The organism is Mesorhizobium sp. WSM1497 (genome assembly GCF_001672455.2).
GTDB classification, from domain to species: Bacteria; Pseudomonadota; Alphaproteobacteria; order Rhizobiales; family Rhizobiaceae; genus Mesorhizobium; species Mesorhizobium ciceri.
On the sequence record NZ_CP021070.1, the window covers coordinates 6,019,942 to 6,038,870 of the forward strand.

15 protein-coding genes and 1 pseudogene are annotated in these 18,929 nt (G+C 62.8%); 5 read left to right on the forward strand and 11 right to left on the reverse strand.

Annotated elements, in window-relative coordinates; all coding sequences use genetic code 11:
• The first annotated feature begins 191 nt into the window (after positions 1–191).
• The 5 genes from A9K65_RS29505 to A9K65_RS29525 are packed head-to-tail and all read left to right on the forward strand — an operon-like array spanning position 192 to position 4,914.
• A complete protein-coding gene (locus A9K65_RS29505) occupies positions 192–944 on the forward strand; it encodes an ABC transporter ATP-binding protein (RefSeq protein WP_013533156.1) in 753 nt (250 codons plus the stop codon).
• Entirely contained in the window at positions 941–1,675 is a 735-nt protein-coding gene (locus A9K65_RS29510; protein ID WP_064994991.1) for an ABC transporter ATP-binding protein, read from the forward strand. Before A9K65_RS29505 ends, A9K65_RS29510 begins: the two co-directional genes overlap by 4 nt.
• Position 1,676: 1 nt before the next feature.
• Positions 1,677–2,582: a branched-chain amino acid ABC transporter permease gene (locus tag A9K65_RS29515; protein WP_084016124.1), complete on the forward strand. Its 906-nt coding sequence runs from the start codon at positions 1,677–1,679 to the stop codon at positions 2,580–2,582.
• A gap of 4 nt (positions 2,583–2,586) precedes the next feature.
• On the forward strand, positions 2,587–3,678 hold the full coding sequence (locus A9K65_RS29520) for a branched-chain amino acid ABC transporter permease (RefSeq protein ID WP_064994990.1): 1,092 nt from the start codon (positions 2,587–2,589) through the stop codon (positions 3,676–3,678).
• A 42-nt stretch (positions 3,679–3,720) separates the two neighbouring features.
• Positions 3,721–4,914: an ABC transporter substrate-binding protein gene (locus tag A9K65_RS29525; RefSeq protein WP_013533160.1), complete on the forward strand. Its 1,194-nt coding sequence runs from the start codon at positions 3,721–3,723 to the stop codon at positions 4,912–4,914.
• A gap of 114 nt (positions 4,915–5,028) precedes the next feature.
• Here A9K65_RS29525 and A9K65_RS29530 read toward each other — a convergent pair whose 3' ends face one another.
• The 11 genes and pseudogenes from A9K65_RS29530 to A9K65_RS29580 form a co-directional block, all read right to left on the reverse strand.
• Positions 5,029–5,697: a nuclear transport factor 2 family protein gene (locus A9K65_RS29530; RefSeq protein ID WP_064994989.1), complete on the reverse strand. Its 669-nt coding sequence runs from the start codon at positions 5,695–5,697 to the stop codon at positions 5,029–5,031.
• Positions 5,694–7,076 (reverse strand): aspartate aminotransferase family protein, encoded by a 1,383-nt coding sequence (locus tag A9K65_RS29535; RefSeq protein WP_064994988.1) that lies wholly within the window; start codon positions 7,074–7,076, stop codon positions 5,694–5,696. Before A9K65_RS29535 ends, A9K65_RS29530 begins: the two co-directional genes overlap by 4 nt.
• A 96-nt stretch (positions 7,077–7,172) precedes the next feature.
• Positions 7,173–7,904 carry a LamB/YcsF family protein gene (locus A9K65_RS29540; RefSeq protein ID WP_064994987.1) on the reverse strand — a complete coding sequence of 244 codons (732 nt, stop codon included), beginning with the start codon at positions 7,902–7,904 and terminating at the stop codon, positions 7,173–7,175.
• 12 nt (positions 7,905–7,916) lie between these two features.
• Positions 7,917–10,265 carry a xanthine dehydrogenase family protein molybdopterin-binding subunit gene (locus A9K65_RS29545; protein ID WP_063167466.1) on the reverse strand — a complete coding sequence of 783 codons (2,349 nt, stop codon included), beginning with the start codon at positions 10,263–10,265 and terminating at the stop codon, positions 7,917–7,919.
• Positions 10,258–10,755, reverse strand: coding sequence for a (2Fe-2S)-binding protein (locus A9K65_RS29550; protein ID WP_064994986.1), 498 nt, complete (start codon positions 10,753–10,755; stop codon positions 10,258–10,260). The genes A9K65_RS29545 and A9K65_RS29550 overlap by 8 nt, the downstream gene beginning before the upstream one ends.
• Positions 10,746–11,603, reverse strand: a complete 858-nt coding sequence (locus A9K65_RS29555) for an FAD binding domain-containing protein (protein ID WP_063167464.1) — start codon at positions 11,601–11,603, stop codon at positions 10,746–10,748. Before A9K65_RS29555 ends, A9K65_RS29550 begins: the two co-directional genes overlap by 10 nt.
• A 161-nt stretch (positions 11,604–11,764) precedes the next feature.
• Positions 11,765–13,732 carry a hydantoinase B/oxoprolinase family protein gene (locus tag A9K65_RS29560; protein WP_063167463.1) on the reverse strand — a complete coding sequence of 656 codons (1,968 nt, stop codon included), beginning with the start codon at positions 13,730–13,732 and terminating at the stop codon, positions 11,765–11,767.
• 3 nt (positions 13,733–13,735) lie between these two features.
• Entirely contained in the window at positions 13,736–15,763 is a 2,028-nt protein-coding gene (locus A9K65_RS29565; protein ID WP_063167462.1) for a hydantoinase/oxoprolinase family protein, read from the reverse strand.
• A 102-nt stretch (positions 15,764–15,865) separates the two neighbouring features.
• Positions 15,866–16,846 carry a helix-turn-helix domain-containing protein gene (locus A9K65_RS29570; RefSeq protein ID WP_013533169.1) on the reverse strand — a complete coding sequence of 327 codons (981 nt, stop codon included), beginning with the start codon at positions 16,844–16,846 and terminating at the stop codon, positions 15,866–15,868.
• Positions 16,847–17,144: 298 nt separating this feature from the next.
• Positions 17,145–17,389: pseudogene (locus A9K65_RS29575) on the reverse strand (helix-turn-helix domain-containing protein); the annotation flags it as partial.
• 197 nt (positions 17,390–17,586) lie between these two features.
• Positions 17,587–18,924: an HlyD family type I secretion periplasmic adaptor subunit gene (locus tag A9K65_RS29580; RefSeq protein WP_063167461.1), complete on the reverse strand. Its 1,338-nt coding sequence runs from the start codon at positions 18,922–18,924 to the stop codon at positions 17,587–17,589.
• Positions 18,925–18,929 lie beyond the last annotated feature (5 nt).

The following is an 18,929-nucleotide window of genomic DNA, read 5'->3' on the forward strand; positions in this document are numbered from 1 at the left end:
CCGACCGCGCGTGGCGGAAGACAAAATCCGGTGCGCGAAACGACAAGACGACGCCGGGCAACGGCGTGAATTTGGCACCCGAGCAGTCCGCTAGAGACCGCCGGAACCGACAGGGGAAGACATTTGCAACGTGGCTGGCCGCAAGGCCGGATGCTTCGCGCCTTTCCGTCGGTAGAAAGAAGGAAAGGGTCATGAGTCATCTGAGCGCGGAGAACGTCTCGGTATCGTTTGCGGGGCTGAAGGCCCTGTCATCGGTAGACCTCCAAATTACGCCCGGCCGCATCAGTGGCCTCATCGGCCCGAATGGCGCTGGCAAGACCACGCTCGTCAACGTGCTGACCGGCTTCCAGGCACCGACGGAAGGCACCATCAAGCTCGACGGGGAAGCACTCACGGGTCTCAAGCCGCATCAGGTCCGGCGGCGCGGCATTGCCCGCACCTTTCAGGGTGGGCGGCTCTTCCGCGACCTGCCTGTGCTGGACAATTTGGAGGTAACGGGCGTTGGCCTGGGAATGAGCCGGCGCGCTGCCATCGCCGAAGCGGAAGCGATGCTCGACTGGATAGGCATCGGTGCGCTGGGTACCCGCATCGCCGGAACGTTGCCATACACGGACGAGCGCCGCGTCGCCATTGGCCGCGCCCTGATGGGACGGCCCGCATACATCCTGCTCGACGAGCCCGCGGCTGGCATGAGCGCACTGGAGGCGCGGGAGCTTTCCGCCCTGATAAGACACATCGCCAGCGATCTCGGCTGTGGTGTCCTGCTCATCGAGCACAATGTCGGGCTGGTGCTCGGCCTTTGCCAGCATATCGTCGTGCTCGATTCCGGAGCGATCATCGAGGAAGGACCGCCTGCCGCGATCCGCGACAGCGAGAAGGTGCGCCACGCCTATATGGGCACGGCCGCGAACACCGACCTGCCTGTGCTGGAGGCGATGGAATGAGCCTGCTCGCCCTTTCCGATATCACCATCCGCTACAGCCGTCTCACGGCGGTCCGCAATGTCTCCTTCTCCATGGACGAGGGAGAAATCCTGTTCATCACCGGCCCGAACGGAGCCGGGAAGTCTTCGCTGCTGCGCGCGATCGCCGGTGTTACGCCGGTGGCGGGCGGCCGGATCAACCTTGCTGGTCATGAGATCACCGGCCAGGCGCCGGAGAACATCGCCCGGCTCGGATTCTCCATGGTGCCGGAGGGGCGCGATGTCTTCGGCTCGCTGACGACCGAAGAGAACCTTCTGGTCGGAACCGGCATGCATGCCCGCGAACGCGGCTGGCGCAGCCGAGCGGCCGACGAACTCGAAGCCGTCTACGCAACCTTCCCGATGCTGAAAGAGAGGCGGCACGGGCAGGCGGGATTGCTGTCCGGCGGGCAGCAGCAAATGCTGGTCATCGGCCGCGCGCTGATGACCAATCCGCGGCTTGTAGCCATCGACGAGCCTTCGCTGGGCCTCGCCCCCAACATCAACGACCAGGTCTACGAGCGGCTGATCGCGCTGCGTGCGCAGCGCCAGCTCACGCTCCTGATCGTTGAGCAGAGCTCGGCCCGCGCGATGATGGTGGGCGGGCGGATGATCCTGATGCGTGGCGGACAGATCGTGCTCGACGGCGACGCGCGGACGCTCGGCAATGGCGAGGCGATCCAGGCTGCCTATTTCGGCTACGAGGACAATTGAGATGCTTCAGATCCTGTTCGACGCACTCTCGCTTGGTTCGCTCTACGCGCTCGGGGCGCTCGGCATTGCCCTCATCTTCGGCGTCATGCGGCTCGTGAACTTCGCGCATGGCGACGTCATCGCCTTCTGCGTCTTCGCCCTGTTATGGCCGTCTACGGACGCAATGGCCATCGTCTTCGCCGGCCAATTGCCGTGGTACCTGCTGGTGCCATTCGTGCTCCTCTGCGGGGCCGGACTGTCGGTGCTGTGCGAAATCGTCGTCTTCAGGCGGTTCCGTCAGGCAAATCCGGCAACCATGATGATCGCCTCCTTCGCGCTCGGTTTCGTCATTCGCTACTTCCTGCTCATGCTTTTCTCCAGTCGGCCGAAATCGATCTCGCTGCTGCCCGAACTGTCCCAGCCGGTGGAGATCCTTGGTGCCAGGCTTCCCCTCCTCCAGCTCATAACGATCGTGGCCACGATGGTCATCCTGATCGGCCTGACACTGTTCCTGCGTCAAACCCGCTTCGGCCTGGAGATGCGGGCGGCGGCCGAGAACTTCTCGATGGCCCGAATGCTGGGTGTGCGTGCGAACCGGGTTATCATGGGCGCGTTCGCCCTCTCCGGCGCGTTGGCCGCCGCCATTGCACTGATCTTTGGCGCCCAGACAGGCACGCTGGACATCCAGATGGGCGCCTCGATCATGTTGATGGCCTTCATCGCCACCGTCATTGGCGGCCTCGGCAGCCTCGGGGGAGCCGTGCTCGCCGGCTTCCTGCTGGGTGCCGCCTCGGTGATCATGCAAGTCATGCTGCCCATCGACGCCCGGCCATTCCGCGATGCCTTTGTCTATGGAGCGGTCATCCTCGTCCTCCTCTTCCGCCCACAGGGGCTTATTGCCGCGCGCGGCACCAAGGAAAGGATCTGATTTCATGGGTGTCGCCGCCTCCCTCACCAACTCTACCGCTGCCGGTGCCCCGGCTGCCGAGCGAAAGCCCGCCCGCTTCGCGCTTGCCCGCCGCACAATCCTGACACCGGTCCTGCTTTCTCTGCTGCTGCTGGCCATCGCGCTGATCACGGTGATGACCGGATCGCGGCCCTTCAACCAGACGGTGATCGACGTGTTCGTCCGTGTCATCCTCGTCGTGGGCCTATACATCTTTATCGGGAATTCGGGCGTTCTCAGCTTCGGGCATATCGGCTTCACCTGCCTTGGCGCCTACGCGGCCGCGTGGCTCACCATCAATCCGATGATGAAACGCGGTTCGCTGCCGGGACTGCCCGAATGGCTGCTGGCGACCCGATTGCCGTACTGGCAATCGGCTATGCTGGCAGCATTGTTCGCCGCCCTCGCCGCTCTCATCTTCGGGCGGGTGCTGATGCGATTATCGGGCATCGCGGCTTCGATCGCGACCTTCGCGATGCTCGCCATGATCAACACAATTTATTCCAACTGGGAGAGCGTGACCGGAGCGACCTCATCGGTCGTCGGCATTCCGATCGTACGCGTGATCTGGCCGTATCTCATCGGCGCCGTGGTCGCGATCTTCATCGCCTGGGCGCACGCGATCTCCCGGTCCGGCCTGGCCCTTCGTGCTGCCCGCGACGAGCCCACCGCCGCCGCGGCTTCCGGTATCGACATTCCCAGGGAAAGATTGGTGGCATTCGTCATATCAGGCGCGGTGATGGGGCTGGGCGGTGCGCTCATGGCTCATTCCATCGGCGTGGTCACACCCGACACATTCTATCTCGGTCTCACCTTCATCACCCTTTCCATGCTCGTCGTCGGCGGCATGGGCAGCCTGTCGGGGGGTGTGGTGGGTGTCGTCCTGCTGTCCGCCCTTATCCAGGCGCTGCGCTGGCTGGAGGCAGGCGTATCGCTCGGCGAGTCCACTTTCGCCCTCTCGAAAGGGGTTCAGGAAATAGCCCTCGGTGTCATCATGATCGTGATCCTCGCGCTTCGCCCATCCGGACTCATGGGCAACCGCGAGATCACCTTACCCCGCAGCAGTCGCAACAAGTGACCGGCGGCACAAGCCCGACCGGAAAACAAAAAGGAGACGTGCATGACATACAAAATGAGAATTGTCGCAACCGCTCTGGCCTCGATGTCCATCGCATACCCGGCCCTGGCCGATGACAAGACCATCGTCATCGGCTTCGCCACTGCGGAGTCGGGCTTCATGGAAGCCTATGACAAGCCTGCGCAGGAGGCGGCCTTGATCCGCATCGACGAGATCAATGCGGCTGGCGGTCTGCTTGGAAAGCAGATCAAGGTCGTCAAGGCCGACACCAAGTCCGACCGGGCCGAAGGCGCCAAGGCGGGCCTCTCCGTGCTCGACCAGGGCGCGGATCTCGTGGTCGTCTCGTGCGACTACGACTTCGGATCGCCGGCTGCGCTCGCGGCCGAGGACGCGGGCCGTATCTCCTTCTTCCTGTGCGCGGAATCGGTCAAGGCCGGTATCCAGGGTGTCGGCCCGCACAGCTTCTCCGCGTCGGTGCTGGCGCCCGTGCAGGGCGCGACCATGGCCGAGTGGGCATTCAAGGAAAAAGGCGCAAAGGACTTCTACCGTCTGCTCGATACCTGGACGGCCTACAACAAGGGCATCTGCGACGGCTTCGACTGGATGATGCCGAAGCTCGAAGCCCAGGGCGCGAAGCTTGTCGGTGAAGACACCTTCAAGAACGAGGACGCCTCCATCGCCGCGCAGATCACCCGCATCAAGTCTCTGCCGAAGGAGCCGGATGCGATCATGCTTTGCACGATGATGCCGGGCGCTGTCTCGGCCATCAAGCAGCTTCGTGCCGCGGGCATCAACTCCATGATCCTGAATGGCTCGGGCGTCGACGGTAGCTATTGGCTATCCGCTGTGCCCGATCTGACGAACTTCTACGTCCCCGTTCAGGGATCGATCTATGGCGACGATCCCAATCCGGAAGTGCTGAAGTTCAATGCCACCTACAAGGCGAAGACAGGCGCCGATCCCTCGAGCCAGTATGTCTTTCCGGGTTACGTTATGGTCGACGTCTGGGCCAAGGCGGTGGAGCGTGCAGGCACGACCGATGCCGACGCCGTCGTCGCGGAACTGGAGAAGATGAAGAACGAGCCGACGCTGTTCGGGCCTCGTACCTTCACGCCGGAACTGCATCACCAGAACCAGACGCGGTACCTGATCGTCGAGACCAAGGCCGGCAAGCCGGGTGTTGTAGGCAACTGGACGATTTCCGAGCCGGTACCGATGGAAGCCTTGCTCAAGTAGGAAGATGGGCCGGGTAAGCCCGGCCCTTTCATCTTTTGAGGATCTTGCCTTTGGACAAAAAACGAGGGCGGCCCGCTTGGACCGACCTCGTTGCCCGATGAATTCAGATTTTCGCTACCCTCGCGCTTTGCGGTAGGAATCCTTGAGCGCTATGAGCTCCCCCGAGAAAGCGAAGATATCGCAGCCGTCGACTTCGATTTGCTGCCCCGCTGCCGTGGTGCCGACGAAGCGCCATGATGAGAGCCCGGTGTCGCCCGTCACGACGTGCCGTCCCCTGGTCCACGCGGCCTTCGGGAAAGCATCGAACAGCGCTGCATAGGCGGCGCGCACGGCGTCACGCCCCATATGCTTGCGCCCTTCGGCATCGGGTCCGGCCGAGCCGTGGAAAGCGCAATTCTCAGCCATGCAGTCCATCAGCGCGCCCACGTCGCGGGCGTTCCAGGCGGCGAGGAACCGGTCAAGCACGGCGAGCCGCCTGGCTGCGAGATCGCCGGCCTCAACGACCTCGACCTCCAGGAAGGCCAGCGGCGCATTGCCGGCATTGATGACGTTATGGGCCACACCCGTCCGCCGCGAATAGGGCACCCCTTGGGTGAGAGCGGCTTGCGCCTGCGCGCCGTCCGGACCTTCGAGACCGAGCTTGCCGTCCGTAAGCGGCACGATGACGTAGTCATGGCCGTGGATGTGCCAGCCGGTCTCGGCCCCGGTGGCAAAGCGCCATTCGGTGACCCGAAAGCGCTCGTCGTCGATATGGACGACCGGTTCGGCTTTCATGCGGGTCATTCAAGTCCCTCCTTGGCAACCGCACCGGTCAGGCGCTCAAGCGTCCGGCCCATGCGCGTCATGATTTCTTTCACATCGTCTTCTGTCGAGATCATCGGCGGGCAGAGCGCGAGCTGATCGCCGATGGCGCGGAAGATGAGGCCTTCCTCGTGGCCGATGCCTGCTGCGATACCCCCTGCGCGCCCAACCTTGACGAAGGGGCGTTTCGTCGCCTTGTCTGCCAGCAGCTCAACGGCGCCGATAAGACCGGTGCCCCGCGCTTCGCCGACAAGCGGGTGATCGGCAAATGAGCGGATGCCGGCCTGGAACGACGTCTCGAGGCGGGCCGCGTTTCCGATCAGGTCCCGCTCCTCGAAGATGGCCAGGTTTTCGAGACCCACTGCCGTCGCGACCGGATGACCTGACGCCGTGAAGCCGTGGCCGAAATTGCCGATCGTGGCGGTGTTGTCGGCGATCGCCTGATAGATCGCATCGGAGAAAATGACGGCGGCAAGCGGCATATAAGACGACGTGATTTGCTTGGAGACCGTCATGATATCAGGCGTGAAGCCGTATTTCTGAGCGCCGAAGGGCGTACCAAGCCGCCCGAAACCACAGATCACCTCGTCCGCTATCAGAATGATATCATTTGCCCGGCAGATTTTCTCCACGCCTTCCCAGTACCCGACCGGCGGTGGCAGAACGCCGCCGGCTGCCATGAGCGGCTCTCCTATGAAGGCTGCGATGGTGTCAGCCCCTTCTTCGGCGATCACCGCTTCCAGCTCGGCGAGCAGGCGCGCCGTGAAGGCGGCTTCGTCTTCGCCTGCCATGCCGAAGCGATAGAAGTGCGGGCAGGTCAGGTGGCGAACGGGAATGGCCGGCAGATCGAAGTCGCGATGGTTGACCGGCAAGCCTGTCAGGCTGCCGGAGGCGACGGTGATGCCGTGATAGCCCTTGGTCCGTGCCAGGAATTTCTTCTTTTTTGGCCGGCCCAGCGCGTTGTTCATGAACCACATCATCTTGACGATGGTGTCGTTGGCTTCCGAGCCCGACGACGTGAAGAAGACACGCGTCAGGTTTTCCGGCGTCATCTCCACGAGTTTCTCCGCGAGCCGGATGGATGGCTCATGCGCCTTGGAGGAGAAGGTGTGGTAGTAGGGCAGCTTCAGCATTTGCTGATAGGCAGCGTCGGCCAACCGCTTTTCCGAAAAGCCGACGCCCACCGACCAGAGCCCGGCCAGCCCTTCGATGTATTCCTTGCCGCGTTCGTCATACACACGGATGCCATCGCCGCGGCTGATGATCAGCGGCCCGGTTTCTTCGTGCTGACGCAGGTTGGTGTAGGGGTGGATGGTGGTGGCGATGTCGGCGGCGGCGAGAGAGTTGGAAAGCGCATCCATGGAAGTCCTCAGCGGCTTGGAGAAATGGTTCGGGCAGTGAGTTCGAGATAGTCCTCGAGTTCCTTGCGTGGAGCTTTCACGATTCGGGAGAATGAATCATGGCAGGCCGTTGGAATGAGTGTCGATGATCCGCCGCATCAGCGCGGCGACGTCGCGCGCATTCGGCGGATCGGAGTGGATGCAGACGGCGTCGAAGTCGACCGGGCGGATCGTGCCGTCTGTCGTGACGAGTTCGCGTCGGGTAAGCGCCCCCATCATGCGGTGCTCGGCAAGCGTCAGGTCGATGGCCGACTGGACGCGCGGGATGATCAGGCTGCCGCCGGGAGCGTAGGCAAGATCGGGAAAGAACTCGCCCACGAAGGCAACGCCGAGTTCGGCTGCCGCCGTCTCGTGACAGGTTCCCGCCATGCCGAAGAGAGGGACGCCGAACGGCTTGACCGCCGCGGCAATTGCCCGGGCAGTGTCGACGTCGTGCGCGGCCATGCCGTAAATGATGCCATGCGGCTTGACATGGCTGAGTTGCCCGCCCTCGGCGGCCAGCATCCCTGTCAGAGCACCGATTTGATAGAGGAAGGCAGCTGTCAGTTCCTCCGGCTGAAGTCTCATTTCGCGCCGGCCGAACCCCTCACGATCGGGAAGGGAGGGATGCGCGCCGACCCGCTTGCCATGCGAAAGGGCGAGCCGCACGGTCTTCAGCATCGTCCATGGATCGGAGGCGTGGAAGCCGCAGGCGATGTTGGCGCAATCGATATGAGGCATGATGCCGGCATCGTCACCGAAGCGCCAGTTGCCGTAGCTTTCGCCCATGTCGCAGTTCAGGGTGACCATGGTTTACTTGCCTCAGCCCAGAGTGTTCAACGCCCAGCCGGGGGCGATGTGCGGGAATTCCGGCGGTGGTTCGCGCTCATGCAGCAGTCGAAGCACGCGCGGCGGCGTCAGTGGCAGCTGCCGCACCGGCTTGCCGATGGCGCGTGCCACAGCGCAGCCGATCGCCGCGCCCACCGCCAGGATCGGGACCTCGCCCGCACCCTTGGTGCCTAGAGGCCCCATCGACGGCGCGCCCTCGTAAAGGTCGGCGGCGACCGGAACCACATCCTGCGCCAGCGGCAGGCGATAAGTCTCGAAATCGTCCTGCGCGATGCATCCGTCGGCGGTGAGCGTCACCTCCTCGTGCAACGCATAGCCGAGCCCCTGTACCACGCCGCCCTGTATCTGGCCCAGGATGGCGCGCGGGTTGAGCGCGCGGCCGACATCTTGAACTACGCGATAGGCCAGCACCTCGACATGGCCGGTGTCCGGATCAACCGCCACCTCGGCCTCGTGAACGACGAAGACGGGAATGTCGAGCGCATCGATGAAATGCCCCATCGCGCAGCCGGACATTGCCGGAGTGTTCCTGGCGGCAAAGGCCCCGCTTCCGGTGATCGGGCCAGTGGTTGCCTGTGCATGGGCGACGACAGCGGGGATCGACATGCCGGAACCGGGACGTCCCGTGATCTCGACACGACCGTCCCGCAGCACCAGGTCTTCCGGTCGGGTCTGGAGCATCTCGCCGGCGGTCCGAAGCAGCTTCTCCCGCACTTCCGCGCAGGCGGCGATGCTCGCGGCACCAATGGACACGGTGGTGCGCCCACCGCCAACGCCGACATCGAGACCGGCGGCATCCGTATCGGCTTCGCGCACGATCACCTGGTCGGGAGCAAGCCCGAGCTGCCCAGCCACGATCTGCGGCAGGGATTGCACCATCGTGCCGGATCCGATCTCCACACCCGAGGTGACCAGCGTTGCGCTGCCGTCGGCGTTCAAATTCACCGTCGCCGCCGAAGGCCCGACGAAAACGAACCATGTGCCGACCGTGGTCGCAATTCCATAGAGCCTGCCGTCGGCCTCGGCCTCTGATGTACCGGTGCTGGCGCGCAGTGTCTCCATGCGATCGAGCATCGGACCCAGCACGTCGGCCTCGAAAACCTGCCCCGTGGCACCGAGATCGCCATCTCCCAGGACATTTTTCTTCCGGAACTCCATTGGGTCGAAGCCTAGCGCATCGCAGATTTCGTCGGTGTGTCGCTCCAACGCGAAGGTGTTGTAGACGCCGTTGCAAGCTCGGAAAGCGCCGTTGGGTGGTGTGTTGGTGTATACGGCGCGGCTGACGAGCCGCGTTGCGCCAACCCTGTAATTGCCGCCCAGCGTGTGCGCCGTCATCGTTGTCAGGAAAACCTGTTCGCCGCCATACGCGCCGCAGTCCATCAGCACGACCGCCTCGCGTCCGGCGATGTATCCTTCGGCGGTGACAGCGGAGCGAATGCGGATTTCCGCATTCTCGCGGCAGAGGCAGGTTGCCATCTCTTCCTGCCGGGTGTTTTCCAGGACCACCGTGCGCCCGGTCATCCGCGCCAGAAGTGCCGTGATCGGCTCGATGGACGCATCGAATTTCAGGCCGAACCCGCCTCCGACAGGCGGCACGGTGACCCGCACACGCCCGGGCGCAAGCTGCATGACCCTTCCGGTGACGTTGCGAACTGTCCAAGGCACCTGCGTCGAGGTCTGGATGTGAGCACGGCCGTCCTCCCAGGAGCCGATGGCAACGCGCGGTTCGAAAGGCACATGGCTCTGCCGGCCGACGGTGAAGCTGCTCTCGACAATGCGTATGTCGGGACGGGCGAAGGCCGCATCGACGTCGCCGCGGCTGGATTTTGCCTCCCATGCGATGTTGCCGGCACGTGCGCCGCCCTCGGTGATCACCTCATAGCCGCGCCAGCCCTCGTGGACGAGACGGGCGGCGGGCTGGAGTGCCTCGGCCATGGTGGACACCGGTACCAGCGGCTCGACCTCAAGCATGATGGCGGCAAGCGCCGCCCGCGCCTGCTTCTCCGTTTCGGCGGCAACGACGGCGATCGGCTCGCCGTGATAGCGGATGGTGTCGATGGCCAGGAGCGGATGGTCGGCAATGCCGATGCCGTAGAGGCCTGGCGCGTCGGCGCCGGTCGCCACCGCGCGCACGCCAGGACAGCGAAGTGCCGCCGAAAGGTCGAGCTTGCGGATACGCCCCGCGGAAACGGTCGACCGCAGCAGCACGGCATGCAACATGTCGGGGCGAACCCGGTCGTTGGTGTATTTCGTCCGCCCGCGCAGCTTGTCCTGCGCATCGCGGCGGGGAAGATTCATCACGGTGGCGGACAGCTCAGACATGGAGGCCTCCCACCGACTGGCCAGCCTTCCGCGCTTGGTCAAGGCAGTCGGCCACGGTGTCGACGATCCGCTCATATCCGGTGCAGCGGCAGATGTTGCGGACCATCGCGGCCTTGATGTCGGGACGGCTCGCATGCGGATTGTCACGCACGAACGCCGAAAGGCTCATAACCATTCCTGGAAAACACATGCCGCATTGCACGGCATCGGCGGCCTCTAGATTGGCCTGGAGCGGATGCAGCGCCTGGTTTCCGGAGCTCAATCCCTCGATGGTCGTGACCGCGCACCCCTGGACCAGGCCAATCGGCTTCAGGCAGGACGGCACCGCTTCGTCGTCGACATGCACCGTGCAGGCGCCGCAGAAGCCTTCGCGGCACACGGCTTTGGTCCCCGTCAGGAATCGTTCCCGCCGCAAGATGTCGACGAGCGGCGTCATCGGATCGCCGTGAAAGCTGCAGTCCTCGCCATTCAGCTGGAATGTCACAACCATGCCAGGCCCTCGGTCTTGAGAAGTGCGGCAACACCGCGCTTGACCAGCGGCGGAAGAACCTGGCGCCGGTACCAACCCTCCGCTTCCCTGCCGTCGCGGCCCTGAAAATCATTGTGCTCTAGTGCAAGCCCGGCAGCGCGCTCCGGATCGAGCGCGGAGGCCTGGCTTGCCCTCATCGCCTGTTCGAGCGCCGTCCAGCGCCGCGCTACCGGCTCCACCGAGCCGACGGCGATGCGACATCGTTTGTCCTTGTCCACCGCAAGCGAGACGACGGCGACCGGATAGTCGCCAGCCTTCCGAAGCGGCAGGCGGATATGCGCGCTTGCGACAAGGTCGCGGCGCAGATGAATTCTCGTCACAATCGCCTCTGCCAGCAGCGCATGCCTGTCTTTGAGGAAATCCGAAATACCGATGAGTTTTGGGCCTTCGAACGTCTCCAGCTCCACCGTCGCCTCACAGACGAGAAGCGCAGGGGCGAGATCGGCGGCGGCAAAGTCGAGGGCACAAAGGTTACCGCCCACGGTGGCGACCCTTCGGATACCGGGATTGGCCGCGTTCTCCGCCGCGTCAACCAGACCTTCGAAGCCCGCTGCCCCATGCAATGCGCGGCCAAGGACTGCGTGGGTAACAGCTGCGCCGATCACGACATGGTCCGAGTCGATTTCGACCTTGGACAAGGCCGGTATTCGGTCGAGTGCGACCACCGCGTCGGGAAGGTCGACCCCGCGTTGGGGATCACGCATCATCCAGGTGCCGCCTGCAAGCACCACCGCGCCCTGCCGGCGTGCTGCCATTGCCTCTTCAAGTGTGCTGGCCGCGGTGAACGATCGTCCCACGCCTGGTGCCATCTGTCATACCCCTCGGAGCAGCCAACCTTCGCGGCGCTGCGACATTGTTGCTCCAGCTTTAGGTTCCTGTGAAATAGTAATTCTTTGAATATGGTATCGAAAAAACAGATAACTCTGGCATCCCGCGAGCGCCCGCAAGATTGCGGCGCGCTCGCTGGCGCTCAGACCCAGTGGGTGACGGTCCGTTTCTCAAAACTCTCCCGGAACTGGGCGGTGGTTTTGGGAAGTAGTTCGCCGGTCTCCCAGTCGAGGATCACGGCATAGTGCCGAACCGCATCGAGCGTATCGATCTCGCCGGAGCGGTATTTGCGCGCGACCTCCTCGGGATCCATGCGTGCCCAGCCCTTCCGTTTCGCCCGGATGTCGGTACGGCAGGCTTCGGTCGCCGTCTCGTCGATTTCGTACTGGCACAGGTCGCGGTCGATTTCGCGGATCACCACACCGTAGTCAGTCCTGGCACGCTCCAGGGAAACGTAGTCGTCGATCACGTCCTCCATCACCTTGCGGGGCTCGCGCTGCAGTGGATCGCCGAAACCACCGCCGCCGGCCGTCGGACGAGCGAACTGGTCGCCTGTGTGGACGGAGTAATCGGAGAATACGGAGCCGAGCCAGATCTCGGTCTCTTCTCCGGCGCGCTTCATGGTCAAGCCGTGGGGCATCGACGGCAGGCCTCCTTCGACACCCCAGACGACAGCACGCTCGCGGTCGCAAATATAGGACATGACGGCATTTTCAGCCTCAAGCAGCAATGAGGTCTTCTGCACGCCGACGCCGCCCCGCCACTTGCCGGGCCCGGCTGAATCCTGCTTGATCTGGAACTCGAGCGTCCGAGTGGGATTGACCCGCTCGTTGCCTTCGTTCGGCTGCGACATCAGCCCGGTTCCGAAGCAGGCGGTGGTGACATCGGCACCATCCTTGCCGTTGCGCCCGCCCCAGCCGCCAGGCAGCCATTCGTAGAACATGAAGATCGGCTTTTCGGGTTTGCGCGCATCCCGTCCCCCGGCCAGCAGATATTCGAGGTTGAAGGCGCAGGCGATAGCGCGTTCGGGCATGATCTTCGACCACATCTCGAAGATCGCGTTCATGATCTTTTCAAACGGCATCAGGAACCCGGTCACCGCCACCGGCCATTCCGCGCTGACGATGCTGTTCTTCGGCGCGGTCACCTCGATCATCCGGTAAAACCCGCTGTTGAGCGGGAGGTCCGGAAAGAAGGTTTTCATGCCGGCGACCACGGCCGAGAAGGTCGCGCCCGGTGCGGAATTATACATCGAGGCAATGGTCGAGTGGCTTCCCGTAAAATCGTAGTGGATCGTGTCGCCCTTGATCGTCATCTTGATGCGGATCGGGATCATGCCCTCGCCGGCACCGAGATCCCGGTCGATGTAGTCGACCGTCTCCCAGGTGCCGTCGGGCAGCTCCGCCAGACGCTTTCGCACGGCACGTTCGACGTAGTCCTGAACCTCCTCCATACCGCGCATGACCTGGCCGCGCCCGTACTTCTTGACCAGCCGCAGCAGTTCGCGCTCGGCCGCCTGCGTCGCTTGCGCCTGGGAATGGATGTCGCCAATGATCGATGCGGGATCGCGCGTGTTGGCCGCGATCATGTTGGCAACATCGGAGCAGAAGCGGCCGCGCTGGAAAAGGCGCAGCGGCGTTATCCGCAGCCCTTCGCGGAACATGTCGCGGGCGGTGACGTCGAAGGAGCCCGGCACCGAGCCGCCGAGATCCGACCAGTGTCCGTTCGACTGGGAGAAGCCGATCAGTTTGTCTTCATCGAAGATCGGCCGGACGAGCCGAACGTCGCTGAAATGCGTACCGCCGGCATAAGGATCGTTGATTGCGTAGACATCGCCGGGTGCCATATCGCCTTCGAAGACCCGGATCACTTCCTTACACGTGTTGTGCAGTGTGCCGACATGGACCGCGATGTCGTAGTTGCCCTGGGCGACGGAGTTGCCATCGGCGTCGTGCAGGGCGTTCGAAAAGTCTCGGTTGTAGATGACGAAGGAATAGCAGGTGCGAAGCATCTGTTCGGCCATCTGGTCGACGGTGGTGATGAAGGAGTTCTTCAGCACCTCGAACGTTACCGGATCGAGGCCAGGGCCCGTTTCAATCAGCTTTGTCATGTCTCAGCCTTTCGTCACGATGAGAATGTTCAGGAAGCCATCGACGGTCGCGCTCATTCCCGGCGGAACCACGGTGGTGGAATCGAACTGTTCGACGATGGCGGGTCCCGCAAAGGCAGCGCCGGCGCTGAGTTGGTCGCGTTCATAGACAGCCGCATCATGAGATACGCCGTCGAACCAGACGCCGCGGCGGCCGAGCGGCTCGGGCACATGAGGCAAGACTTCGTGTCGCGGTATCTCGGCTTTCGGGACGATGCCGATCGCCTTGACCGCGATGCGGAAGATCGACACCGGCGCCTCTTCGCGGCGGTAGTTGAACTCGCGTTCGTGTTCGTTGTGGAATGCCTCGATCAGCGGGCAGATGCTCTCGATCCGCGCCGGGGCTGACACCGCGAGCGAGCGCCATTGGCCCTGGTACATCATCTCGACCGTGCGCTGCAGCGCCATGTCTTCCTGCGCCACGCCCTCATGGCCCAGACGCTCAACCGCCTGTTTTTCCATCAGAACAAAGGCTGCCTGCATCTCGGCGGGCGAGACAGTCGAAGCATCGGCCATGAAGCTTTCGGAGAAATCGTGCTGCACGTCGACGAGAAGGCAACCGAGCGCGGAGGTAACGCCGGGATTGGGCGGTACGATCACGGTTGGAATCGAAAGCTCCTTGGCCACCGCCGCTCCGTGCAAAGCGCCAGCACCGCCGAATGCGACCAGCGCAAAGTCGCGCGGGTCGTAGCCTCGGCTGATGGAGAGAAGCCGGACGGCATTGCCCATATTGGCGTTGGCGACGGCGATGATCGCCTCGGCCGCCTGGTGGAGTTCCATGCCGAAGGGTTCCGCTACCGTCTCCTGAACCGCCTCGGCGGCCAGAGCGGGGTCGAGCGTGATCTTGCCGCCCGCAAGGCTGGTGCCGAGACGGCCGAGCACCACATTGGCATCGGTGTTGGTGGCAATGAGGTTGCCATTCTTGTAGCAGGCCGGACCTGGAAAGGCGCCAGCGGACTGCGGCCCGTTGCGCAAGCTGCCGCCCTCGTCCTGCCATGCCAACGACCCGCCGCCCGCACCGATGGTCAATACCTCGATGGAGGGGAAGCGGATCGGATATCCGAATTCGATGTACCAGTCCTTTGTGATGCGCGACTCCCCGTTCCAGGCCAGCGAGACGTCGGTGCTGGTGCCGCCCATGTCGAAGCCGATCGAGTTCGGGTAGCCACAGAGATTTCCGATGAAGCGGCTTGCGATGGCGCCGGCGGCGATGCCGGATCCCGCGAGCCGGGCTGAGAAATCCTTGACGCTCGCGGGCGTCATGACCCCGCCACCGCTGTGCAGCAACAGGAGATCTCGCTTGTATCCGGCGTCGGCAAGCTTTTCTCCGAGACGCGACACGTAGTCGACGACGACCGGGGCGCAGACGGCGTTCGCCATGGTGGTGGAAAAACGTTCGTGCTCGAAGATTTCCGGCATCACCTCCGAGGAGATCGAGACCGGCAGATCCGGCATTGCCTCCTTCAGGATCTCACGCATGCGGCGCTCGTTGGCGCCGTTGACATAGGAGTTCATGAAGCAGACGGCGATGGACTTGACCTGCCGTTTCTTGAGAATCTCCGCGACACGGCGCGCGGCCTCTTCGTCCAACGCTTCCAGGATCGTGCCCTCGGCACTGACCCGTTCCCGGACGGTCAGCCGGTCGCGGCGCGGGATATAGGGCTTGGCGACATCTTTGTAGGTGTCCCAGAGATCTTCCTTGTTGGCGCGACGGATCTCTACAACGTCACGAAAACCCTCGCTGCAGACCATTGCGGTGCGCGGCAGACGGCGGGTGATCAGCGCATTGGTGGCGACCGTCGTACCATGAGAGAACATCGTTACCTCCGAAAGATCGATGCGCCCCTGCTCCACGCCATTCATGATGGCCTGCATGGGATCGTCAGGCGTGGAGGCGGTTTTTTCGATGCGGATCGCTCCGCTGTCTTCGTCCATGATGCAGATGTCGGTGAAAGTCCCTCCGACATCGACGGCAACTCTGATTCGGCTCATGACAGTTCCTTCGCAAGGTCTTGCGGGCAAAGCCCCGCCTTCGTCGCCCCTTGCCGGGGAGACGTTGCATGAATGGTGGAATTGGCCCGGATTTCGTCGGGACTAGTGGCGCTCTCGCGAGGCCGAAGAGCCGCCCGCCCGGTTCGCTGCTTCGCGACGGGTATCCGTCGGTGCGCAGCCGAACCGCGTCCGGTAGTGCTTGCAGAACTGGGACTGGTCGGCGAAGCCCCAGCGGTAAGCGATCTCGGCTACGCTGCTGATGTTGGTCACCGACATCAGCTCCTCGGCGCAAAGTTCAAGCCGGGCGTCGCGGATGAAGCCGTTGATCGACTGGTTGCTGTCCTGAAAAAGGACCTGCAGGTAACGCAGGGAGATGCCGCAGGCATCAGCCACCGCCTGCGGGCCGAGGTCGGAATTCTTCAGATTGTCGCGAATATACTGCTCGGCACGATGCAAATGGCCGGCCCGGATCGACGAGATGCTGCTGTCCAGCACGCGATCGTCGCTCACGATCGACAGGCACAGCATTTCCAGGATGTGCCTGCCCATCATCTCACGAGCGACTTCAGTGATCTCATCGAGATGACCGATCGTGGTTCGCACCGTGTCGAGGAAGAGCGCGGCGATGCCTTGGGTCGCGTCGAAACTGAGCGCACTGAGCCGTTCGGCGGATCCGATCCGTGCCCGAACGCTCGATGATGGTACCTTGAGGACCCACAGCGCGTTTGGCTTGCCGTGCCAGAATTCGTAAGGCGCATCTCCCCGCTCGACGAGAAAGCCCCCCGGCCTGCAATTGACGGTTCTCGACCCTTGCGAGAAATTCACCTCCGACATCTCCGGGATCGTGATGAGCAGGCTGGCGTCACGCTCGTTGAGGAAGTGGCGGCGGTGGCGACGATAGCTTACGGCATCGCAGCGCATTTTAGACACGCTGACGAGCCCAAGCGAGAAGGTTTCCAGCGTGCCTGAAAATTCGCGACGGTTCCGATACTCGGTGTCGAGCGGAAAATAGGCTTCGGTAACAGCGGCTTGCCAGGCATCACCGCCTGCGGGACCGCCGATCGTATCGACGACGTATTTCATTCCCCGACCTTTCTGGTTGACCCGGTTGTCCCGGTGTTGTTCCGAAGATTACAGGAATTCACCGGCGCGTATTGGTCAAAAACGAATAAACTTATGTGGTCGGTTGGCCCAGGACCGGAGCTCGCGACGGTTGCAGTTGTCGTCACGATCAGTGTGCAGCTGATCAAACCAGCCTTGGCGCGCAAACCGCCAGCCGACTTGGAACCATGCATTCTTTTCGCACACTCATTCAGGAAAAGTTGTCGGCTTCCAGATGTGGGCGGAAATGATGTCCTGCAGTTCCGTGCGTACGGAAGAGTGGCAGCAGCGTGTAGCGGCGGAAAGCGACAATGTCCGCCTCGTCCTCAATCGAGAGCACCCTCGATCTCGGTTCCTTCGGACCAGTCGATAGATCGGCGACCGAAGCTCGCCTCTTCCACTTCGCAACCGTCTTCCGGTTGATCCCGTAGCGCTTGGCCAGCCCCTCAGGTTCTCTTGACTATGCTGTATCGCTCGACGGACCGCCTCTGTCGTTTTGGCGCTCCCATGCAGAACTTGGCCCATAGCGCATCCTTTCATTCGGGAGACAAGGATGCTCCATAAAGCCCGGGATCAAACATCTAGGATCATCAGATCCAGCACCAAAGAAACAGAGGGGCTGTCGGCAGGGAACATGCAGACCATGAGCGACTGGTTGTCGGCTTGTCTCCGACTGCTCTGCGTCAGAATCACCTCAAAAGCGAAGTCGCTTGGCTAATCCGTCATTTCTGGCGAAAGGCGGAGTGGAACGACACAACCAGCGGGCCCAGAATGTAGTCGAGCGCGGTGCGTTCCTCGGTGACGATCATGACTGACGCTGGCATGCCCGGATAAAGCGCAATCTGTGGGGCTGCTGCCAATTCCACCGGATCGACCGCTACGTCGGCAAGATAGTAGGGAAACCCGGTCTTGCTGTCGGTAATGCGATCCGCCGAAATGCGGGAGACGCGGCCATGAATTATGGGTATTGAGCGCTGCTTGTAGGATGTGAAACGAACTTCGGCAGCCATATCGGGTCGCAGGTTCGATATGTCCTCGACGCGAATCTGGGCCTGGACGATCAGCGAATTTTCGGTCGGCACGATATCGAGGATGGTCTGGCCCGGCGAAACGATCGCGCCTATCGAGAAGACGCTGAGATCCATCACCTGGCCGTCATACGGCGCGCGCACCTCGGCTCGGTCCATGGCAGCCTGGGCGGCAAACATCTTGGGCACGAGGTCGGAAAGGCTCGATTGCGTATCGATCAGCATGGCCGACAGCTTGGCTCGGCGCTCATTTGTCAATTGTGCGATCTGGCTTTCGAGTTCGGCTTTGCTCTGTTGGCTGCCGCCGATCGCGCCGAGGTTCTCATCGATCAGGCCCTGCAGATCCGAGGCGGATCTTTCCAGCTCCAGGATGCGTGGGCGGGTCGTCAATCCGGCCTTGAGCAGCTTCGACAGGCTGGCCTTCTCGTTGATCGTCGATTGCAACTGGGCATGGTAAGATTCGACCCGAGACTGCTTGCCCTGGATCTGCTCCTCGAGTTCGGCAATGCGCCGCTCGAGGATCTGCCTGGCGCCGGCCATCGAGGCGCGTTGGCTTTCCAGATCGGCGATCTGGTTTGCCATTGCATCCCTAAGGTAGTCTTCGTGCTCTTTGAGAATGTCCTTGGGAAAGGCAACAACCTCGCTGCCGTCCAGTTCGGCTCGGATCCTGGCATCGGTTGCGCGCAACAGCGCATATTGCTGGGCATAAAGATTGAACTCGGACCGAATCCTGGTGTCGTCCAGCTTCAGCATTATGTCGCCCTTCCTGACGACGTCGCCATCCTTGACGCGGATCTCCTTCACCGTACCGCCGTCGAAGTGCTGTACGCTTTTGCGATTGCCATCCACCTTGACGATGGCGTCGGCAAGCACGGCGCCGTTCAGCGGGGCAAAGGCCGCCCAGCCGCCAAAGATGCCAAAGAAAGCAACGATGATCAGCAGACCTATATAGGCCGGCACCCGGATCGAATCCGGGGCCAGAATACCGGCGTCGCCAGGCAGGCTCCGGTAGGTAAGCGCGCCGTCGCTCATCGCTC

Bases quoted from the DNA above. Each gene is read 5' to 3' on its own strand.
- A9K65_RS29555 (WP_063167464.1), bottom strand. From the start codon at position 11,603: ATGGCACCAGGCGTGGGACGATCGTTCACCGCGGCCAGCACACTTGAA.
- A9K65_RS29530 (WP_064994989.1), bottom strand. From the start codon at position 5,697: ATGACCCGCATGAAAGCCGAACCGGTCGTCCATATCGACGACGAGCGC.
- A9K65_RS29535 (WP_064994988.1), bottom strand. From the start codon at position 7,076: ATGGATGCGCTTTCCAACTCTCTCGCCGCCGCCGACATCGCCACCACC.
- A9K65_RS29525 (WP_013533160.1), top strand. From the start codon at position 3,721: ATGACATACAAAATGAGAATTGTCGCAACCGCTCTGGCCTCGATGTCC.
- A9K65_RS29505 (WP_013533156.1), top strand. From the start codon at position 192: ATGAGTCATCTGAGCGCGGAGAACGTCTCGGTATCGTTTGCGGGGCTG.
- A9K65_RS29580 (WP_063167461.1), bottom strand. From the start codon at position 18,924: ATGAGCGACGGCGCGCTTACCTACCGGAGCCTGCCTGGCGACGCCGGT.
- A9K65_RS29510 (WP_064994991.1), top strand. From the start codon at position 941: ATGAGCCTGCTCGCCCTTTCCGATATCACCATCCGCTACAGCCGTCTC.
- A9K65_RS29570 (WP_013533169.1), bottom strand. From the start codon at position 16,846: ATGAAATACGTCGTCGATACGATCGGCGGTCCCGCAGGCGGTGATGCC.
- A9K65_RS29520 (WP_064994990.1), top strand. From the start codon at position 2,587: ATGGGTGTCGCCGCCTCCCTCACCAACTCTACCGCTGCCGGTGCCCCG.
- A9K65_RS29540 (WP_064994987.1), bottom strand. From the start codon at position 7,904: ATGGTCACCCTGAACTGCGACATGGGCGAAAGCTACGGCAACTGGCGC.
- A9K65_RS29545 (WP_063167466.1), bottom strand. From the start codon at position 10,265: ATGTCTGAGCTGTCCGCCACCGTGATGAATCTTCCCCGCCGCGATGCG.
- A9K65_RS29560 (WP_063167463.1), bottom strand. From the start codon at position 13,732: ATGACAAAGCTGATTGAAACGGGCCCTGGCCTCGATCCGGTAACGTTC.
- A9K65_RS29515 (WP_084016124.1), top strand. From the start codon at position 1,677: ATGCTTCAGATCCTGTTCGACGCACTCTCGCTTGGTTCGCTCTACGCG.
- A9K65_RS29550 (WP_064994986.1), bottom strand. From the start codon at position 10,755: ATGGTTGTGACATTCCAGCTGAATGGCGAGGACTGCAGCTTTCACGGC.
- A9K65_RS29565 (WP_063167462.1), bottom strand. From the start codon at position 15,763: ATGAGCCGAATCAGAGTTGCCGTCGATGTCGGAGGGACTTTCACCGAC.